The sequence below is a fragment of the Arthrobacter sp. Y3221087 genome (assembly GCF_059089905.1).
In genome coordinates, this window is the sequence record NZ_JBNHFE010000001.1 from 712,167 (window position 1) to 725,967 (window position 13,801).

Consider the following 13,801-nt stretch of genomic DNA (forward strand, 5'->3'; position numbering starts at 1 on the left):
CACACTGGTCCAAGTGGCCGTCCGGAAAGCACAGGTACAAGTATATGGGCTACTCGCACCATGGAGGGTTTCAAGTGAATCTTCATGCGATCACAAATGCCAGACTGGAACATCTTGGAGATCCGTCCTGGTGCTTTGCTGTGTTTTCGTCGGCTCGGAAAGTTGGTCCATATCTTGTTGAGCTGCGGATAGCACGGCGAGGGTTGTTCTATCCGCGGCTACGGGGCTACCACCCGAAGGATGCCATGATGCTTTCATTGAAAGAAACACTTTGAGTGGGACCGGAGGGGCGGCTGCAAATGCAGGCGCGGTGTCAGTCTTGCTGTGAACGTCCCAGGCCGTTGCTGTGCAAGGCCTCACGTAGATCGTGTTTGGTGGCACGGGGCCATGCGGCTACTCTCTACTAGTGGGCAAGTGGGGGATGATGGCGATAGTCGCTGTAGTCATTGCGACTTTAACGGGCGCCATCGTCCTTGCGGCAAACAGCGAACCTTTGTCTGGGGTAGGCCTTGCCGCTGCGGTCGTTGGCCTGATCTGGGTGTTTTGGCCACGTAGGCAGGGTTCCCTTCCGCGGCGGTACATCATCTTTCTAGCCGCCTTCGTTTTTTCGGCTGTCTTGCCGCCTAGCTTGGGCATGCCTATCCAGATTTTCGCACTCGCGGGTGCATTTATTGAATGGGTTGTTGCCCCTGCTGCAGAGCGGCGAGGCAACACTGTAGTTTTCACGGCAGCCCTGTTCATCGCCTTCTGGGCGCTTCTGGTTTTCCATTGGAACGTCCCTGACGTATCGACAGGGATGCTTGGGTTCCGAAAGACTGCCTTGGCTGTTGCCGGAGTCGCTTTAGGCGCTGCAGTGTCGGAGCGCCTAAGAGTGCCGGTGGAACGCCTCATCATAAAGCTACTCACGGGCATTTTGGCAGTTTCCATTGCTGGGCACCTCTGGGTGCCGGCAATCAATGCCCTTTCTCCCAAGAATGATGCTGACATTTATACAGGCTTATATGGTGGTGAGGCGCGGATGCAGGGCTTGTTCGCCGGCCCTTTTCATGCCGCTCTTGCTGGCGTTTTCTTGGTCGGATGGGCCTTAGTTCGGTGGAAGTCCTCCCGTTTTCTGCCCAAGGTTGTGCTTCTTGTTGGTGCTATTGGTATGTACCTCACCCTTGTCCGGACTGCGTACGTTGCTTTAGCGCTTGTAGTTTGCGCACTTATCATCCTGGCGTCTTCAGTGACTGCTTTCTTGAAAAGGGCTGCACTGGTGGGGAGCGTTGCAGTAGTTGCGCTTATGGTGGGGGAGGCGTTAGGTGGGGGCAAAGTTCTCACCGTTGTGGAGTCCATCGGCAACTTTGCCACTGACGGCAGATTCTTGAACCGACTGCCTGAGTATGCCCTTGGGCTCTCAATGTTCCAAGAATCTCCCATCATCGGAATGGGGGCGGGCTCCGCCGGCGATACTCTCGGTTCTGCTTTCGGTGCGAACCCCCATGTGACGCCACACAACCTCCTTCTTAAATTGCTTGTGGAGGGCGGCCTGATCGGCATGGTGCTGTGGCTTTTGCTTATTTTAGCGCTGTGGCGTTCTATCGACATCCGCACACCGGAAGGCACCCTGGCTGTCGTATCAGTATTAGCAATGTTCGGGCTCGGTATAACAGGCTCGGCTATCGAAGCTTTGCCAGTGACATACCTAATCTTCGCGATAGCTGGACTTGGGGTGCAACGAGGCCCTTCAAAGGCTCCACCGTCTACGCACCACATAGGGGCCTGGCAGGCCATCAGTCTTCGCTAAATGGACGATCTTATTGGTATAGGCCACGGGGCCGCTCGCGGCGATTTGGTAACGCTAGACGTGTTGAAGGCGGAGACGCGTAGAACTTTCAAAGAGATAGCGGCCGCGATTGTAGACGCTTACCGCTGGTCAGGATCGCCAACAGCCATACGAATGCACAGTTTAGGGAGGCCAGCACTGTCATCGGAAGATCCATAGTCGCAAACGACACCGTCTGTCCCATACCGCCGGACGTATCAGGCATTGAAGCTCGAGATGGGCGATTTAGCCCTTTGCGACTTCAACGCGTGCGCGTTCTAATGCTTCCTCGGGAGTCCTTCCCTGTATACCGGAGAGCCATCGATCACCCAAAGCGACAATGAAGCAGTGAGGGTCAGAGGTTCGATGAATCTTATAACCTTCGACCTCGAGCACTGGTGTGTTCGCACCCTCCCCTACGATCGCGCGCAGCCGTTGAAGCTCGGTTTCTGAACTTGCGAGTGCAATTCCCGCCTGATTGAGCAGGTAAACAATTCCGTCCATATGATGCTTCTCCTGTTATGAGGTTGCGTAGGCGGGGATTACAAGAGCATTGCCCGACGGGTCGATGACTCGCAGATATTTGGTCGGACTAGCTGGAAGCGGGGCCGCGCCCCCACCCATTCCGACGGTCGTTTGTACCAAACCTGAGTCGTTCCAGCGGAACCCACTGGAAGTAAGGGATACCATCGTTATGGTGTCCGCTGCGTTTCGAGCTTGAATTGAGCTTCCGATAGCGCGCAGATTGCCGGTTGCGTCTATCGACACAACCTTTGTGTTATCGCCCCTCAATGCCTGGAAGAGGTCGCCGGTCTGACCCTGGCTGGCTTTCAGGCGCAAGGCAACTGTTGCGGCCGACGCATTGTTGTTATTGATTACTAAAGTCCCGGGGGTTCCGTCACCCACACCTGCCCCGAAGCGTCCTGTTCCGGCTGGAGCGACGGCGAATAGGACGGTATCACTACTGTTGCGGACTTGGAAGAGATCTGAGGCTTGTTCTTTTAGGCCTTTGATGCCAAGCCCTACTGAGTCTTTGTCCTTTGGCCGCAGGGTGGCCAAAACACTATCTCCGACACCAGCCCAAAGCGTGAAGTTGGTTTCCCCGATGATCTGGTTTTCCAAGTACATACTTGCTGCCTGCCCGACCATGAACCCAGAGGGCAACGGGGGTGCTTGGGTAGCTCTAAACAAAGCAAGGTTTCGTACTACGCCAGTGGGGGTGCCAGATGTGTGGAAGTTGGCTAAAGATGAGGACAGGAGGTTGATGTCGTTAACTCCTCCGGTAATTACGAGGGAGTCTTCATGAGCGGACTGCCCGGCTCCTGTGTTCGTAACCCCGTTTAAACGCAGCTCAGACGCTCCCGCATCGTGAACCATGCCGCCGAGATTTCCAGCGACCCGGTGCTGGATATAGAGCCCCTGACTATTCAATGTGGGGTTGATGCGCGGCTCGCTCGCAATCCAGAGAACAGTGTCGTAGTTGGGCGTGAAGTTGTGGTTGAATTCCAGCTTTCCAGCTCCCTTGAACGACTTCTTCCCTGTTAGCGTGTCGTCTCCGTCTTGCGTGACGTACTTTGCGGAAAGATCGGGAAGTTGGGCGTGATAGATCTTCGCGTTTGAGTCCAAACTAGCGACGCCGGAAGGAGAACCTTTTTCTGCGACTGGTACATAAGTGTTAGGCGAGGCTTTATCGCCAGGACCGGCTTGCGCACTTGTGGCACCTAATGCTGACATTGCCGAAGCGCCTGTGAGTGCAGTCACCAGGCTTCCAAAACGTAGAAGATGACGCCGCCCCACAGCGGTGTCGCCTTGCCGGGCCGGCTGATCATTGATTCCAAACGGGGGGACCATACCCAGAAGTTATTGCTTTGAGTGTTTCTGAAACCACAGTATTGGTTACCCGACTTGCCGTGCAGGTAGTACTCAGTAGATACGAGGTTACGCATGAGGAATTGTGGCGAGCTGGTGCTTTCTAAGAGCTGCCCACAGTCGACTGTTTTACTTTTGACATGGGCGAGCGGTATGACGCCGGAGCCAGCGGCTTTACCCCGCGTATCCACACGCCAACATCAGCAAAGCTTGCCTGTCCAGCACGCGACATGGACTACAGCTGGCCGAAAATCACTGGCGCTGGTGGATGTTGTACATGGTGCGCCCCAGCAGATCACGTCGAAGCCGCCGCCCACAAGGCGGTGGTCTGTCGGCGATAGCGCCCAGCTGCTCGCATCATGTATGCGGAGGACTTCTGCGCCGCCGTGATCGGATCCACCATGGCCGCGAACGGGAACAGCAGCCCGTCACTGGTGAGCCGGTCAATCTGCGTATAGGTGTGGGCCCGGGATATGCGGAGGTTCTCCGTCGACTGCGTCACGGACATATGGCGGTCCCGCTAACGCTCGGCCGCTTATCAGCGAAGGTTCCACATGGGAAGCTTGCGCTGACTATTCGCCCGCTAGCAACGGCAGCCCAAAATTCCGCACACCACGAGCCTCACAATACAGGACGTCCCATTTTTCGGTTGCTCCGGCAGCGTCCACCTGCATAAGGGGGTAACAACCACGGCCAAGATCATTGCAGCTTGTAGCATGATCTTGGCCGATACATAGGCTTTGGTCATCCCGGATGCTCATCCTAGCGATCTGAACCTCTGTCGTTGATGTAACATAACCGGATTTATGGCCCGCTGGCATAGGAGCCTCTGGTGTCTTAAGCGGATAGACTGACCAAGTTTGTTTCGGGCTTAAATGGGGGACGACGCATGGCGCATCGAATTTCGAGTATTGACGGATTGCGTGGCATAGCCATCGGCCTAGTGCTGTTGCGGCATTACATTCCGCCCGCCTTCCCAAACGCCGGAATCATCGGTGTCGACCTATTTTTCGTGATATCCGGCTTTGTCATCACCGGCACCATGTTTTCCGAGCACTCCAAGTTCGGTCGGATCAGCCTCCGCGACTTTTTCGTACGGCGGGCACTACGGCTACTGCCGGCATTGTATTTCATGCTGGCCATATACATTGCGGTAGTGGCGGCGACCAAGGGCGCCCTGGGAACAGACTTGGGAGGCGCGGTTCAAGGAGCACTGATGTCGGTGCTCTATGTTTTCAACTTCGGCGCTTCGCTGGGCGTCACCCCTGAGGAGTTGGGCCCGCTTTGGACTCTCAGCGTCGAGGAGCAGTTCTATATCCTCTGGCCCTTGGTGCTGGTGGCACTGATATTCCGGAAAGCGTCCGGCAGGGGAATAGTCATGGGCCTAGGGTCTGCCATTATCGTGTTTTGGCTTGTCCGCCCTACGACATGGATGTTACTCGGCAACTCGATCTACAATCTGCCGACTACATGGGCGGATGCTCTCATTCTCGGGGCGATGATGGCAGTCGCAAAGCGCTATGGCATTGTCCCAACTTTCATGCGTCATTTTCCGACACTGCGCATCCTGCAGGGAGCGGCGTGGGTTGTTGTTCTCGGCACGATCTTCCTGCCCGAACTGAAGTCCTCATTTGCCGGTTACGCCTTCCTGCTGCCGCTCCTCGCGATATCAATGGGTGTTATTGTCTGGACCGCTGCTGAAGCTCCCGAGATGCGAACCTCCAAACTCTGGGCCTGGAAGCCAATCGTCTGGCTAGGTGGCATCTCATACAGCCTTTACCTCTGGAATTACCTGGTGCGCGAATGGACGATGGCCGCGATCTCCGCGAACCCGTGGATCGCCCTTGTTGTTGGCGTGCCAGCTAGTTTCTTGCTCGCGTGGGTGTCCCTACGGTTCGTAGAAACACCCATGTTGAAGCTGAAACACCGCTTCACGCGGAGCGCCGCCCTTGCGCCGAGGCCCCAGCCGGTGGACAGCTAGGCAGGCTGGACGTTCCCCGATCCCTACCGGGACTTCTTGCCTGTTCAGCGACTCAGGGAGCTACCCAGTTTCTTTGAACAGTGTCTTTAGTTTTGAGTAGAGGTCGTGATCAGCGCGAGACTGGGGAGGCCTGTCACGCTCCTCGTCGGCATCTGGGCTGTCGCCATCGTGAAGGTGATCCGCAGGACGGCAAATCTCCAATGCTGGAGGAACGTAACCGAATTTAAGTTATCCCCTTCAGCCGAGAATTAGGATCAAGCCTGAGCCCTCAATTAGTCTTGGCTCGGCCGCCTTCACACGTACTCATCAGTTGCGTGAAGTGTGCCGGAGGGCCCCGCGCTAGTCACGTTGCTACGGGGCCCTCATCGCGGGTAATCCATGTGTCCCTATGATGGAGGGCCTTATGGACGATTTCATCGAAGTTATCGAGTTCGCTGTGCAGCATGCCCGGTGGGTTCGGGCGCTTGCTGGCGCGCTGGCACTTCACGATATCTGCGCTGCCATGCAGTCCGACAACTCATAGGACTGCAGGCTCTAAGTACAAAAATTGGGTTCGAACCTATCGAGCGTAGAAGTACCCACGGCCTGACCCGGACGAGATGTATCAGGTGCGATGCAGCCGGTTGCATCAGGCACGTCAGCGACCTTGAGATACACCCGAATCATTTTCGCTGGCCCAGAGTCACTTCTTACACTCCACAACAACCTTGTCAATAATGAGGTCAAGTCGGCATTGACCCTTGACGTCCCGCGTTCTGCGCAAATGCCATGGAGGGCGGTGAAGGTTTGGCGCCCAGTCCGTTGAGTGGACCGCCAACTACCGCAAAAACATCGAGGCGATGATGACGTGCCGACCGGAAGGTTTGGCCCCTTCATCGGCGGTGGCCGGATACTCACCTGAAACAGCGAAACTGCCACCCGCTAATCCTGGCTAGGTTCCGTCTCCGCCAGTAAAGATCAGAGCCGTGTATTTCGGTCAAGGCTCCGACGTGCGAGTAAAGGTATCTGATCAGGCGAGTACGACTGCGGGTGCATGCTGCTCCTAGGGCTGTGACAGTATGGGGAGATCCGCGGTACTTGAGTGCCCTGCCCAATGTAGATTACGCCGCCGGCTGTGGGGTTGCAGCAGGGGACGGTGACCGCGTTGGCGATGGCGAGAACGCCTAGGTCGGCTGCGACGCTGGTGGTGTTGATCCGGATGCTCTGCGTGACCTGCAAGGAGCGTTCAGTTCGGACGACACCTATCGAGCCCCGGTACAGGTTCGTGTCGCAGACGTCCGTTCCGTTCTCCCGCTCGTGCCTTCCGTTGGCGTCGAACATGAACCAGTCATTCGCGTCACCCGCAACCAAGACCTTGAGGATGTGGTCAGTAACGGCGACTGCCTTGGCGGCGTTTGCGCGAAGCTGCTCAGCGTGGCGGACGGGGCAGTGAAGAAGCGGTGGTTCGATGCTCCTGCCCAGCCCGCGCTGACAGGGACCGACTGGTCCCCGCCTTCGCCGACGCCGCGTTGCCGCTTTTGAGCGAAAGCCAAAAGCCTGTCATTGCGTCATGGGCAGGTATGGGGAATATGCGCCGCACGAAACTCACGACGAAAGCCAGGCCCGCGAAAATGAGCTTAATTTCGTAGGTTTTACTAGGTGCTTAGGCGATCGGGACCCAGGCAGTAGTGATGATGGTATGGCGGAGATAGCTTCTGCAACTGGCAAGACCGCTGCCGACGTGACTTGTCATTCCGCGTGTCACGTGCTTAGGTCATGGCGATGGGGATCACTTGAACGATGGAGGCTGTTGTGGCTTTTTCCGAATTTGCCTTTGCGCTGTGCGCGCTGCTGGGCACACTGCTGGTTCCCTTCGTTGTTCTGTACCAAGTGCTGCGGCTCAAGCGCCGAGCCGTGCGGATCACTGTTCCCGCCCCCGCCCCTCGACGTGACCGCCAATAGCCATGCCATACGTCGACATTAACCCGCACAAGGGCCGCCCGAAGTGGCAGGGATATGCTGTCCTGACCGTTCTGCTAATCCTCACGGCCGCCGTCGTGGGTGCTGGTCTCACACGCATTTGACCTGCTCTGGAGGCCAGACCCCCTAGACTTACTGTTTGAATCAGTGCCGCAGAACCTTTGCCGAACGTCCTGGGGGGACAGACATGCCCGATCCGGCGAATCAGAACGCACGCGCCCATGCAGACGATGCAGGGCAGCCTCAGCGCCGTCGCCGCGACCTTCGTCGCGCCGAAGGTGACCTGACGGATGTCCGGACAGGAACCATGCCAGCCGTAACACCAGACACCTCCAGCCAGCCTGACGCCGGCCGACCAGCAACGCCCCGGACCTCCTGGGCCGAGGCGGCGGCCGCAGCCGATGAAGCGAAGCAAGCCCCGCCTGTCCTCGCCCCCACCCGGGCGCCGGCGTCTGCAGAGCCAGCGACTCCCGACAGCACTGCCGCCAGGCAGCCCGCTGCTGTCCGGCAAGTACCGCCGATGCCGGAAGATGCGCCCTCGGATACTCCGGCCTTTCGGCGCAGCCGGCCCACTGTTGCTGACACTATTGCCGACAGCCCCATGCCGGACTTCATCAGCTCCCCGGGGCTGTTCGTCAAAGAACAGAAGCCCCGTCCCGTGGGTGGCTTCCGTGGCGCCCTCTACAAGCTCACGGGCGGTGCCTGGAACCTTGGCCCCGGTGCGAAGCAGCGCCAGGAGGACGAACTGGCCCGGCGTATCTCGCGCCAGCTACAGGGCAGCTACAACACGGCCGTGCTCAGCCTCAAGGGCGGTATCGGCAAGACCTCGACGACGGTAGGCGTCGGCTTGACTCTGGCCGAGTACCGGGGCGATGCCCCGTGCGCAATTGACGCAAACCCGGATTCGGGGGATCTGGTGGAGCGCGCACTGGGGGAGGGCATCTACCAGCAGGCCAGCCCCCGTACGATCACTGACCTTCTCAAGAACATCGAGTCCGTGGATTCGCTGACCGCCTTGGCACGCTACATGCACGCAGCCGGCCGGCTGCACCTGATTGCGGGGGAGCAGGACCCGGAGGTGTCCGACTCTCTGACCGCCGAGGAGTACCTGCGGATCCGCAAGCTCGTCTCCAGCTACTACTCTGTTGCGCTGACCGACTGCGGTACCGGGGTGACGCACAACGCGATGAGCGGCATCCTGCAGTCCGCCGACAACCTGGTCATTGCTGCAGGCTACGCGGTGAGCGGTGCCAAGCGCGCCCGCAGCACGCTGCACTGGCTGGCCAGCCACGGCTACGAGGATCTGGCACGGAACGCCATCGTGGTGATCACTGACAAGGACGAGGTGTCCTCACGCGTGGACAAAGACGCCATCGAGGAGCACCTCGCCGGGATTTGCCGTGAACTGATCGCAGTGCCGCACGACCGCGGCGTGGCAGATGGCGATCTGGTCACCCTGGACGTCCTCAAGCCGGAGACCCGGCGGGCCTACAAGGAAATCGCCGCGGCGATCGTCGACGGGTACCGGTAGCTCCTGCAGTTGGCGTCCGCCGGACGTCCGGCACTTCGGCTAACGCATCACCGCGTGTCCACGTCCTCGAACACCAGGAACGTCTGGGTGTCCAGCACGCCCGGCATGGACTGCAGCTGGTCAAAGATGACCCGGCGCAGGTCGATGTTGTCCACGGCCCGGACCAGCAGGATCACGTCGAAGTCGCCGCCCACCAGGGCGATGTGGTGCACCTCGGGGATGGCGCCCAGCTGGTCGCGGAGTTCCCGCCAGGCGTCCTGCTTCAGCTTCAGGGTCACGTAGGCCGAGGATTTCAGCCCCGCCTTGATCGGGTCCACCACAGCTGTGAACCGGGACAGTACCCCTTCACCCGTCAGCCGGGCAATGCGGGTGTAGGCGTGCGCCCGGGAGATGTGGACGTTCTCCGCCACCTGGGTCACGGACATCCGGCCGTCTCGGGTGAGCTCGGCAATGATGCTCCGGTCGATGTCGTCCAGCGGCACCGGCTCCGTCCGCGCTTCCTGTGTTGGCATTTTGTCCACGACCCCCACTCGTAATCTGGCTCACATTTGCAAATCGTCTCCCAGTTTAGGGAAAGCTGAGCAGCTTCTCCACGATTTCCGCAGGTGCTGGATACGAAACCTCCCGCAGGTCAATACTGGGAAGGAATAGTGGCAACAGAAGGAACGGACCAATGACGATCTCCGCAGACCACACCGCGCCGGACACAGCAGGCACCGGCCAGGCAGGCATGCCGCACGAGGACGCGCTCACCGAAGCCGTCAAGAAGTTCGGCATCACGGCCGAGGACTACATGCTCCCGGCCCGGCACCAGATCCAGATGGTGGACCCGGACGGCCGGCTCAAACCCGACGCAGAGCAGGGCACGGAACCGGGCCACGAATACCCCCTGCCCGGCGATGACGAACTGCTGGCAGCGTACGAGCAGCTCGTCGTCGGACGCCGCGTCAACGACCAGAACTCCGCCCTGGTCCGGCAGGGCCGCATGGCCGTGTACCCCTCCAGCCACGGCCAGGAGGCCTGCCAGGTGGCGGCCGCCCTGTGCCTGTCCGACGGCGACTGGATGTTCCCCACCTACCGCGACGCCGTCGCCGTCATGACCCGCGGCGTGGACCCCGTGCAGGTGATGACCATCTTCCGCGGCGACTGGCACGGCGGGTTCGACCCCCTCAAGAACAAGGTGGGCATCCAGTGCACCCCGCTGACCACCCAGCTGCTGCACGCCGTCGGCGTCGCGCACGCCGCCAAGCTCCGCGGCGAGGACACCGTGGTGCTGGCCATGTGCGGCGACGGCGCCACCAGCGAAGGCGACTTCCACGAGGCCCTCAACTTCGCCGCCGTCTTCCACCTGCCCGTCATCTTCTTCGTCCAGAACAACAAGTACGCCATCTCGGTGCCGCTGGCACACCAGTCCGTGGCGCCGTCGCTCGCGCACAAGGCCGTGGGCTACGGCATGGCGGGCGAACGCGTGGACGGGAACGACGTCGTCGCGCTCCTCGCCGTCCTGGACCGCGCCGTGAAGCTCGCCCGTGAAGGCTCCGGCCCCCTGCTGGTGGAGGCCAACACATACCGGATGCAGGCCCACACCAACGCCGACGACGACACCCGCTACCGGGAAAGCGCCGAGGTTGCCGAGTGGCGGGCCAAGGACCCCGTGAACCGGATGCGGACCTACCTGTCGGACCGCGGCCTGCTCGACTCCGCGGGGGAGGCCCGTATCGCCGAGAAGGCCGAGGCCGTGGCCGGGCAGCTCCGCGAGGGCCTCAGCGAGGACGTTCCCGTGGACCCACAGGAACTCTTCCGCCACGTGTTCGCCACTCCCACGCCGCAGCTGAAGGAACAGTCCGCCCTGCTCGCCGACGAACTCGCCCGCGACGCCGCAGCCCAGAACCCCGATTCATCAGCACAGGAGGCCGCCAAGTGAGCCCCACCGTCACCACCTCCTCCGAGGCCAACGGCAACGTTTCCGCCGCCACCGCCCGGGCGGCCGCGTCCGCCGCGGCCACCGCCGAAGCCGCCGGCCCGCAGCCGGTCACCATGGCCAAGGCCCTCAACACCGCCCTGGTGGACGCCATGTCCGCCGACTCCTCCCTCCTGGTCTTCGGCGAGGACGTGGGCACCCTGGGCGGGGTCTTCCGCATCACCGACGGGCTCACCAAAAAGTTCGGCGAGCAGCGCTGTTTCGACACGCCCCTGGCCGAGTCCGGGATCGTGGGCATGGCCGTGGGCATGGCCATCAACGGGATGCGCCCCGTGGTGGAGATGCAGTTCGACGCGTTCGCCTACCCGGCGTTCGAGCAGATCGTCAGCCACGTGGCCAAGATGCACAACCGCACCCGCGGGGCCGTGAAGCTGCCCATGGTGATCCGGGTTCCGTACGGCGGCGGCATCGGGGGAGTGGAGCACCACTGCGACTCCTCCGAGTCCTACTACGCCCACACCGCCGGCCTGAAGGTGTTCACCCCGGCCACCGTGGCGGACGGGTACCGGATGCTCCGCGAGGCCATCGACTCGGACGATCCCGTCATGTTTATGGAGCCCAAGAAGCTGTACTGGTCCAAGGACCTGGTGGACCTCGCGGCCCTGCGTGCTTCCTATGAGGAAGGCACGACGGCGGGCGCCACCACCGAGGGGAGGGCCGCCGTCGCGCGTCCCGGCACCGATGCCACGCTGATTGCGTACGGGCCGTCCGTTCCCACGGCTTTGGCGGCCGCCGAGGCAGCCGCGCTGGAGGGGCGCTCCCTGGAGGTCATCGACGTGCGGACCCTCGTCCCGTTCGACGACTTTACTGTTTGTGAATCTGTGCGGAAGACCGGCCGGGCCGTGGTGATCGCCGAGGCGCACGGCTTCGCGTCCGTGTCCTCCGAGATCGTGGCCCGGGTCCAGGAGCGCTGCTTCCACCATCTGGCCGCACCCATCCGCCGCGTCACAGGGTTCGACATCCCGTACCCGGCACCCAAACTCGAGAAGTACTACCTGCCCGGCGTGGACCGCATCCTCGACGCCGTCGACGACCTTCAGTGGGAGGACTGATTTCATGAGCGAGACTCGCGTGTTTTTGTTGCCGGACCTGGGGGAGGGGCTGACCGAGGCCGAGCTGGTGTCCTGGCATGTGTCTGTTGGGGACACCATCTCCGTGGACCAGCCGATAGCGGAGGTGGAGACGGCCAAGTCCACCGTTGAGGTGCCCTCTCCCTATGCGGGTGTTGTCGCCGAGCTGCACGGGCAGCCGGGGGAGACCATCGACGTTGGGAAGCCGCTGATCTCGGTGACGCCCGCTTCTTCCGGGGCCGCCGCTTCTGATGCCGCCCCCGCGCCGGAACCTGCGGAGCCTGTGACTGAACCTGCCGAAACGGAACTGGGCGAGCCGGTGGCCGAGTCCGCACCGGTTGAGCCCGGCGAAACCCACGTGGCCCAGTCCTACCGGGAGGAGGAGAAGGCCGGGTCCGGAAACGTCCTGATCGGCTACGGAACTCCCGGCGGCCACGGCACCGCCCGCCGCACCCGCGCCCGGAAGAGTTCGGTTGGGCTGGCTGAGCCGATCCCTTCGTCGGGTGAGCCTGTTGTAACCAACCCTGCGGAGGATGACCTCTCGCTGCTGCGTACCCGCGTGCCCGGGAAGCTTGGTGCCGTGATCTCACCGCTGGTCCGGCGCATGGCCAAGGAACACGGCGTGGATCTCGGTGAGCTCCACGGCTCCGGCGAGAGCGGGCTGATCATGCGCCGCGACGTCGAGGCAGCCATTCACCCCGTCGAAACCAAGCGGGCCGAAGCTATGCCGCGCCCGGCGGTGGAGCCTGCCGAAACTCAGTCTGCCGAAACGACGCCTGTTCAGGCTGAGGGCGTGGACGCCCGCACCGGCCTGGCCGTCTCCTCCCGCACTCCTGTCCGCGGTGTCCGCAAGGCCGTCGCCGCGAACATGGCCCGCAGCCGCTCGGAAATCCCCGAGGCAACGGTGTGGGTGGACGTGGATGCCACCGCGCTGCTGGAGCTCCGTGAGGGAATGAAGACCAACGGCGCAGAGGTCCCGGGCCTGCTCGCGTTTATCGCCCGTTTTGTCACAGCCGGGCTGAAAAAGTACCCGGAGCTGAACACCCGCATCGAAACGGCCGACGACGGGTCCCAGGAGATCGTCGCGTTCGACGGGATCAACCTTGGCATCGCCGCCCAGACCGACCGCGGCCTGGTGGTGCCGTCTGTCCGCGGCGCCGAAAAGCTGAGCGCCCGTGAACTGGACGCGGAGATCCGCCGGCTGACCGACGTCGCACGCCAGGGCAAGGCCACCCCCACCGAACTGGGCAGCGGCACCTTCACGCTGAACAACTACGGCGTGTTCGGGGTGGACGGGTCCGCGGCGATCATCAACCACCCGGAGGTGGGCATCCTCGGCGTCGGCCGGATCATCGACAAGCCGTGGGTGGTCAACGGCGAGCTCGCCGTCCGTAAAGTCACCGAGCTGACGCTGACGTTCGACCATCGGGTCTGCGACGGCGGAACGGCGGCCGGCTTCCTCCGCTTCGTGGCGGACGCAATGGAGAACCCCACCACCCTCCTGGCCGACCTCTAGCCGGAGTCCCGACGCTCTCTCACTTATGGCGGTGTTTCCTGCAACGCTCGCTCACTTATGGCGGTATTTCGATACGAAACCTTCCAAAAC

The 13,801-nt window shown here is 61.5% G+C and carries 11 protein-coding genes and 1 pseudogene; 8 read left to right on the forward strand and 4 right to left on the reverse strand.

The window, feature by feature from the left end:
• Positions 1 to 634 precede the first annotated feature (634 nt).
• Both AC5RUO_RS03390 and AC5RUO_RS03395 read left to right on the forward strand, forming a co-directional pair.
• Entirely contained in the window at positions 635 to 1,786 is a 1,152-nt protein-coding gene (locus AC5RUO_RS03390) for an O-antigen ligase family protein (protein WP_494102818.1), read from the forward strand.
• Between the two features lie 27 nt (positions 1,787 to 1,813).
• Positions 1,814 to 1,912: pseudogene (locus AC5RUO_RS03395) on the forward strand (MinD/ParA family protein); the annotation flags it as partial.
• Between the two features lie 138 nt (positions 1,913 to 2,050).
• Here the strand turns inward: AC5RUO_RS03395 and AC5RUO_RS03400 are convergent.
• The 3 genes from AC5RUO_RS03400 to AC5RUO_RS03410 all read right to left on the reverse strand — a co-directional run bounded on the left by AC5RUO_RS03400 (position 2,051) and on the right by AC5RUO_RS03410 (position 4,175).
• Complete coding sequence (locus AC5RUO_RS03400) at positions 2,051 to 2,308, reverse strand: hypothetical protein (RefSeq protein WP_494102819.1); 258 nt, start codon at positions 2,306 to 2,308, stop codon at positions 2,051 to 2,053.
• Between the two features lie 15 nt (positions 2,309 to 2,323).
• A complete protein-coding gene (locus AC5RUO_RS03405) occupies positions 2,324 to 3,565 on the reverse strand; it encodes a hypothetical protein (protein WP_494102820.1) in 1,242 nt (413 codons plus the stop codon).
• A 403-nt stretch (positions 3,566 to 3,968) separates the two neighbouring features.
• Positions 3,969 to 4,175 carry a hypothetical protein gene (locus AC5RUO_RS03410; RefSeq protein WP_494102821.1) on the reverse strand — a complete coding sequence of 69 codons (207 nt, stop codon included), beginning with the start codon at positions 4,173 to 4,175 and terminating at the stop codon, positions 3,969 to 3,971.
• A 387-nt stretch (positions 4,176 to 4,562) separates the two neighbouring features.
• Here AC5RUO_RS03410 and AC5RUO_RS03415 point away from each other — a divergent pair, with 387 nt between their 5' ends.
• The 3 genes from AC5RUO_RS03415 (at position 4,563) to AC5RUO_RS03425 (ending at position 9,144) form a co-directional block, all read left to right on the forward strand.
• Positions 4,563 to 5,654 (forward strand): acyltransferase family protein, encoded by a 1,092-nt coding sequence (locus AC5RUO_RS03415; protein ID WP_494102822.1) that lies wholly within the window; start codon positions 4,563 to 4,565, stop codon positions 5,652 to 5,654.
• 1,791 nt (positions 5,655 to 7,445) lie between these two features.
• Positions 7,446 to 7,595, forward strand: coding sequence for a hypothetical protein (locus AC5RUO_RS03420; protein WP_494102823.1), 150 nt, complete (start codon positions 7,446 to 7,448; stop codon positions 7,593 to 7,595).
• A 325-nt stretch (positions 7,596 to 7,920) separates the two neighbouring features.
• On the forward strand, positions 7,921 to 9,144 hold the full coding sequence (locus AC5RUO_RS03425) for a MinD/ParA family ATP-binding protein (RefSeq protein WP_494102824.1): 1,224 nt from the start codon (positions 7,921 to 7,923) through the stop codon (positions 9,142 to 9,144).
• Positions 9,145 to 9,191: 47 nt separating this feature from the next.
• On the opposite strand, the gene AC5RUO_RS03430 is transcribed toward AC5RUO_RS03425, so the two are convergent.
• On the reverse strand, positions 9,192 to 9,656 hold the full coding sequence (locus AC5RUO_RS03430) for an Lrp/AsnC family transcriptional regulator (RefSeq protein WP_494102825.1): 465 nt from the start codon (positions 9,654 to 9,656) through the stop codon (positions 9,192 to 9,194).
• 161 nt (positions 9,657 to 9,817) lie between these two features.
• Between AC5RUO_RS03430 and pdhA the strand changes: the two genes are divergently transcribed.
• The 3 genes from pdhA to AC5RUO_RS03445 are packed head-to-tail and all read left to right on the forward strand — an operon-like array spanning position 9,818 to position 13,711.
• Complete coding sequence (gene pdhA, locus AC5RUO_RS03435; RefSeq protein WP_494102826.1) at positions 9,818 to 11,068, forward strand: pyruvate dehydrogenase (acetyl-transferring) E1 component subunit alpha; 1,251 nt, start codon at positions 9,818 to 9,820, stop codon at positions 11,066 to 11,068.
• Complete coding sequence (locus AC5RUO_RS03440; protein WP_494102827.1) at positions 11,065 to 12,177, forward strand: alpha-ketoacid dehydrogenase subunit beta; 1,113 nt, start codon at positions 11,065 to 11,067, stop codon at positions 12,175 to 12,177. The genes pdhA and AC5RUO_RS03440 overlap by 4 nt, the downstream gene beginning before the upstream one ends.
• A gap of 4 nt (positions 12,178 to 12,181) precedes the next feature.
• Positions 12,182 to 13,711, forward strand: a complete 1,530-nt coding sequence (locus tag AC5RUO_RS03445) for a dihydrolipoamide acetyltransferase family protein (protein ID WP_494102828.1) — start codon at positions 12,182 to 12,184, stop codon at positions 13,709 to 13,711.
• Positions 13,712 to 13,801: the final 90 nt, after the last annotated feature.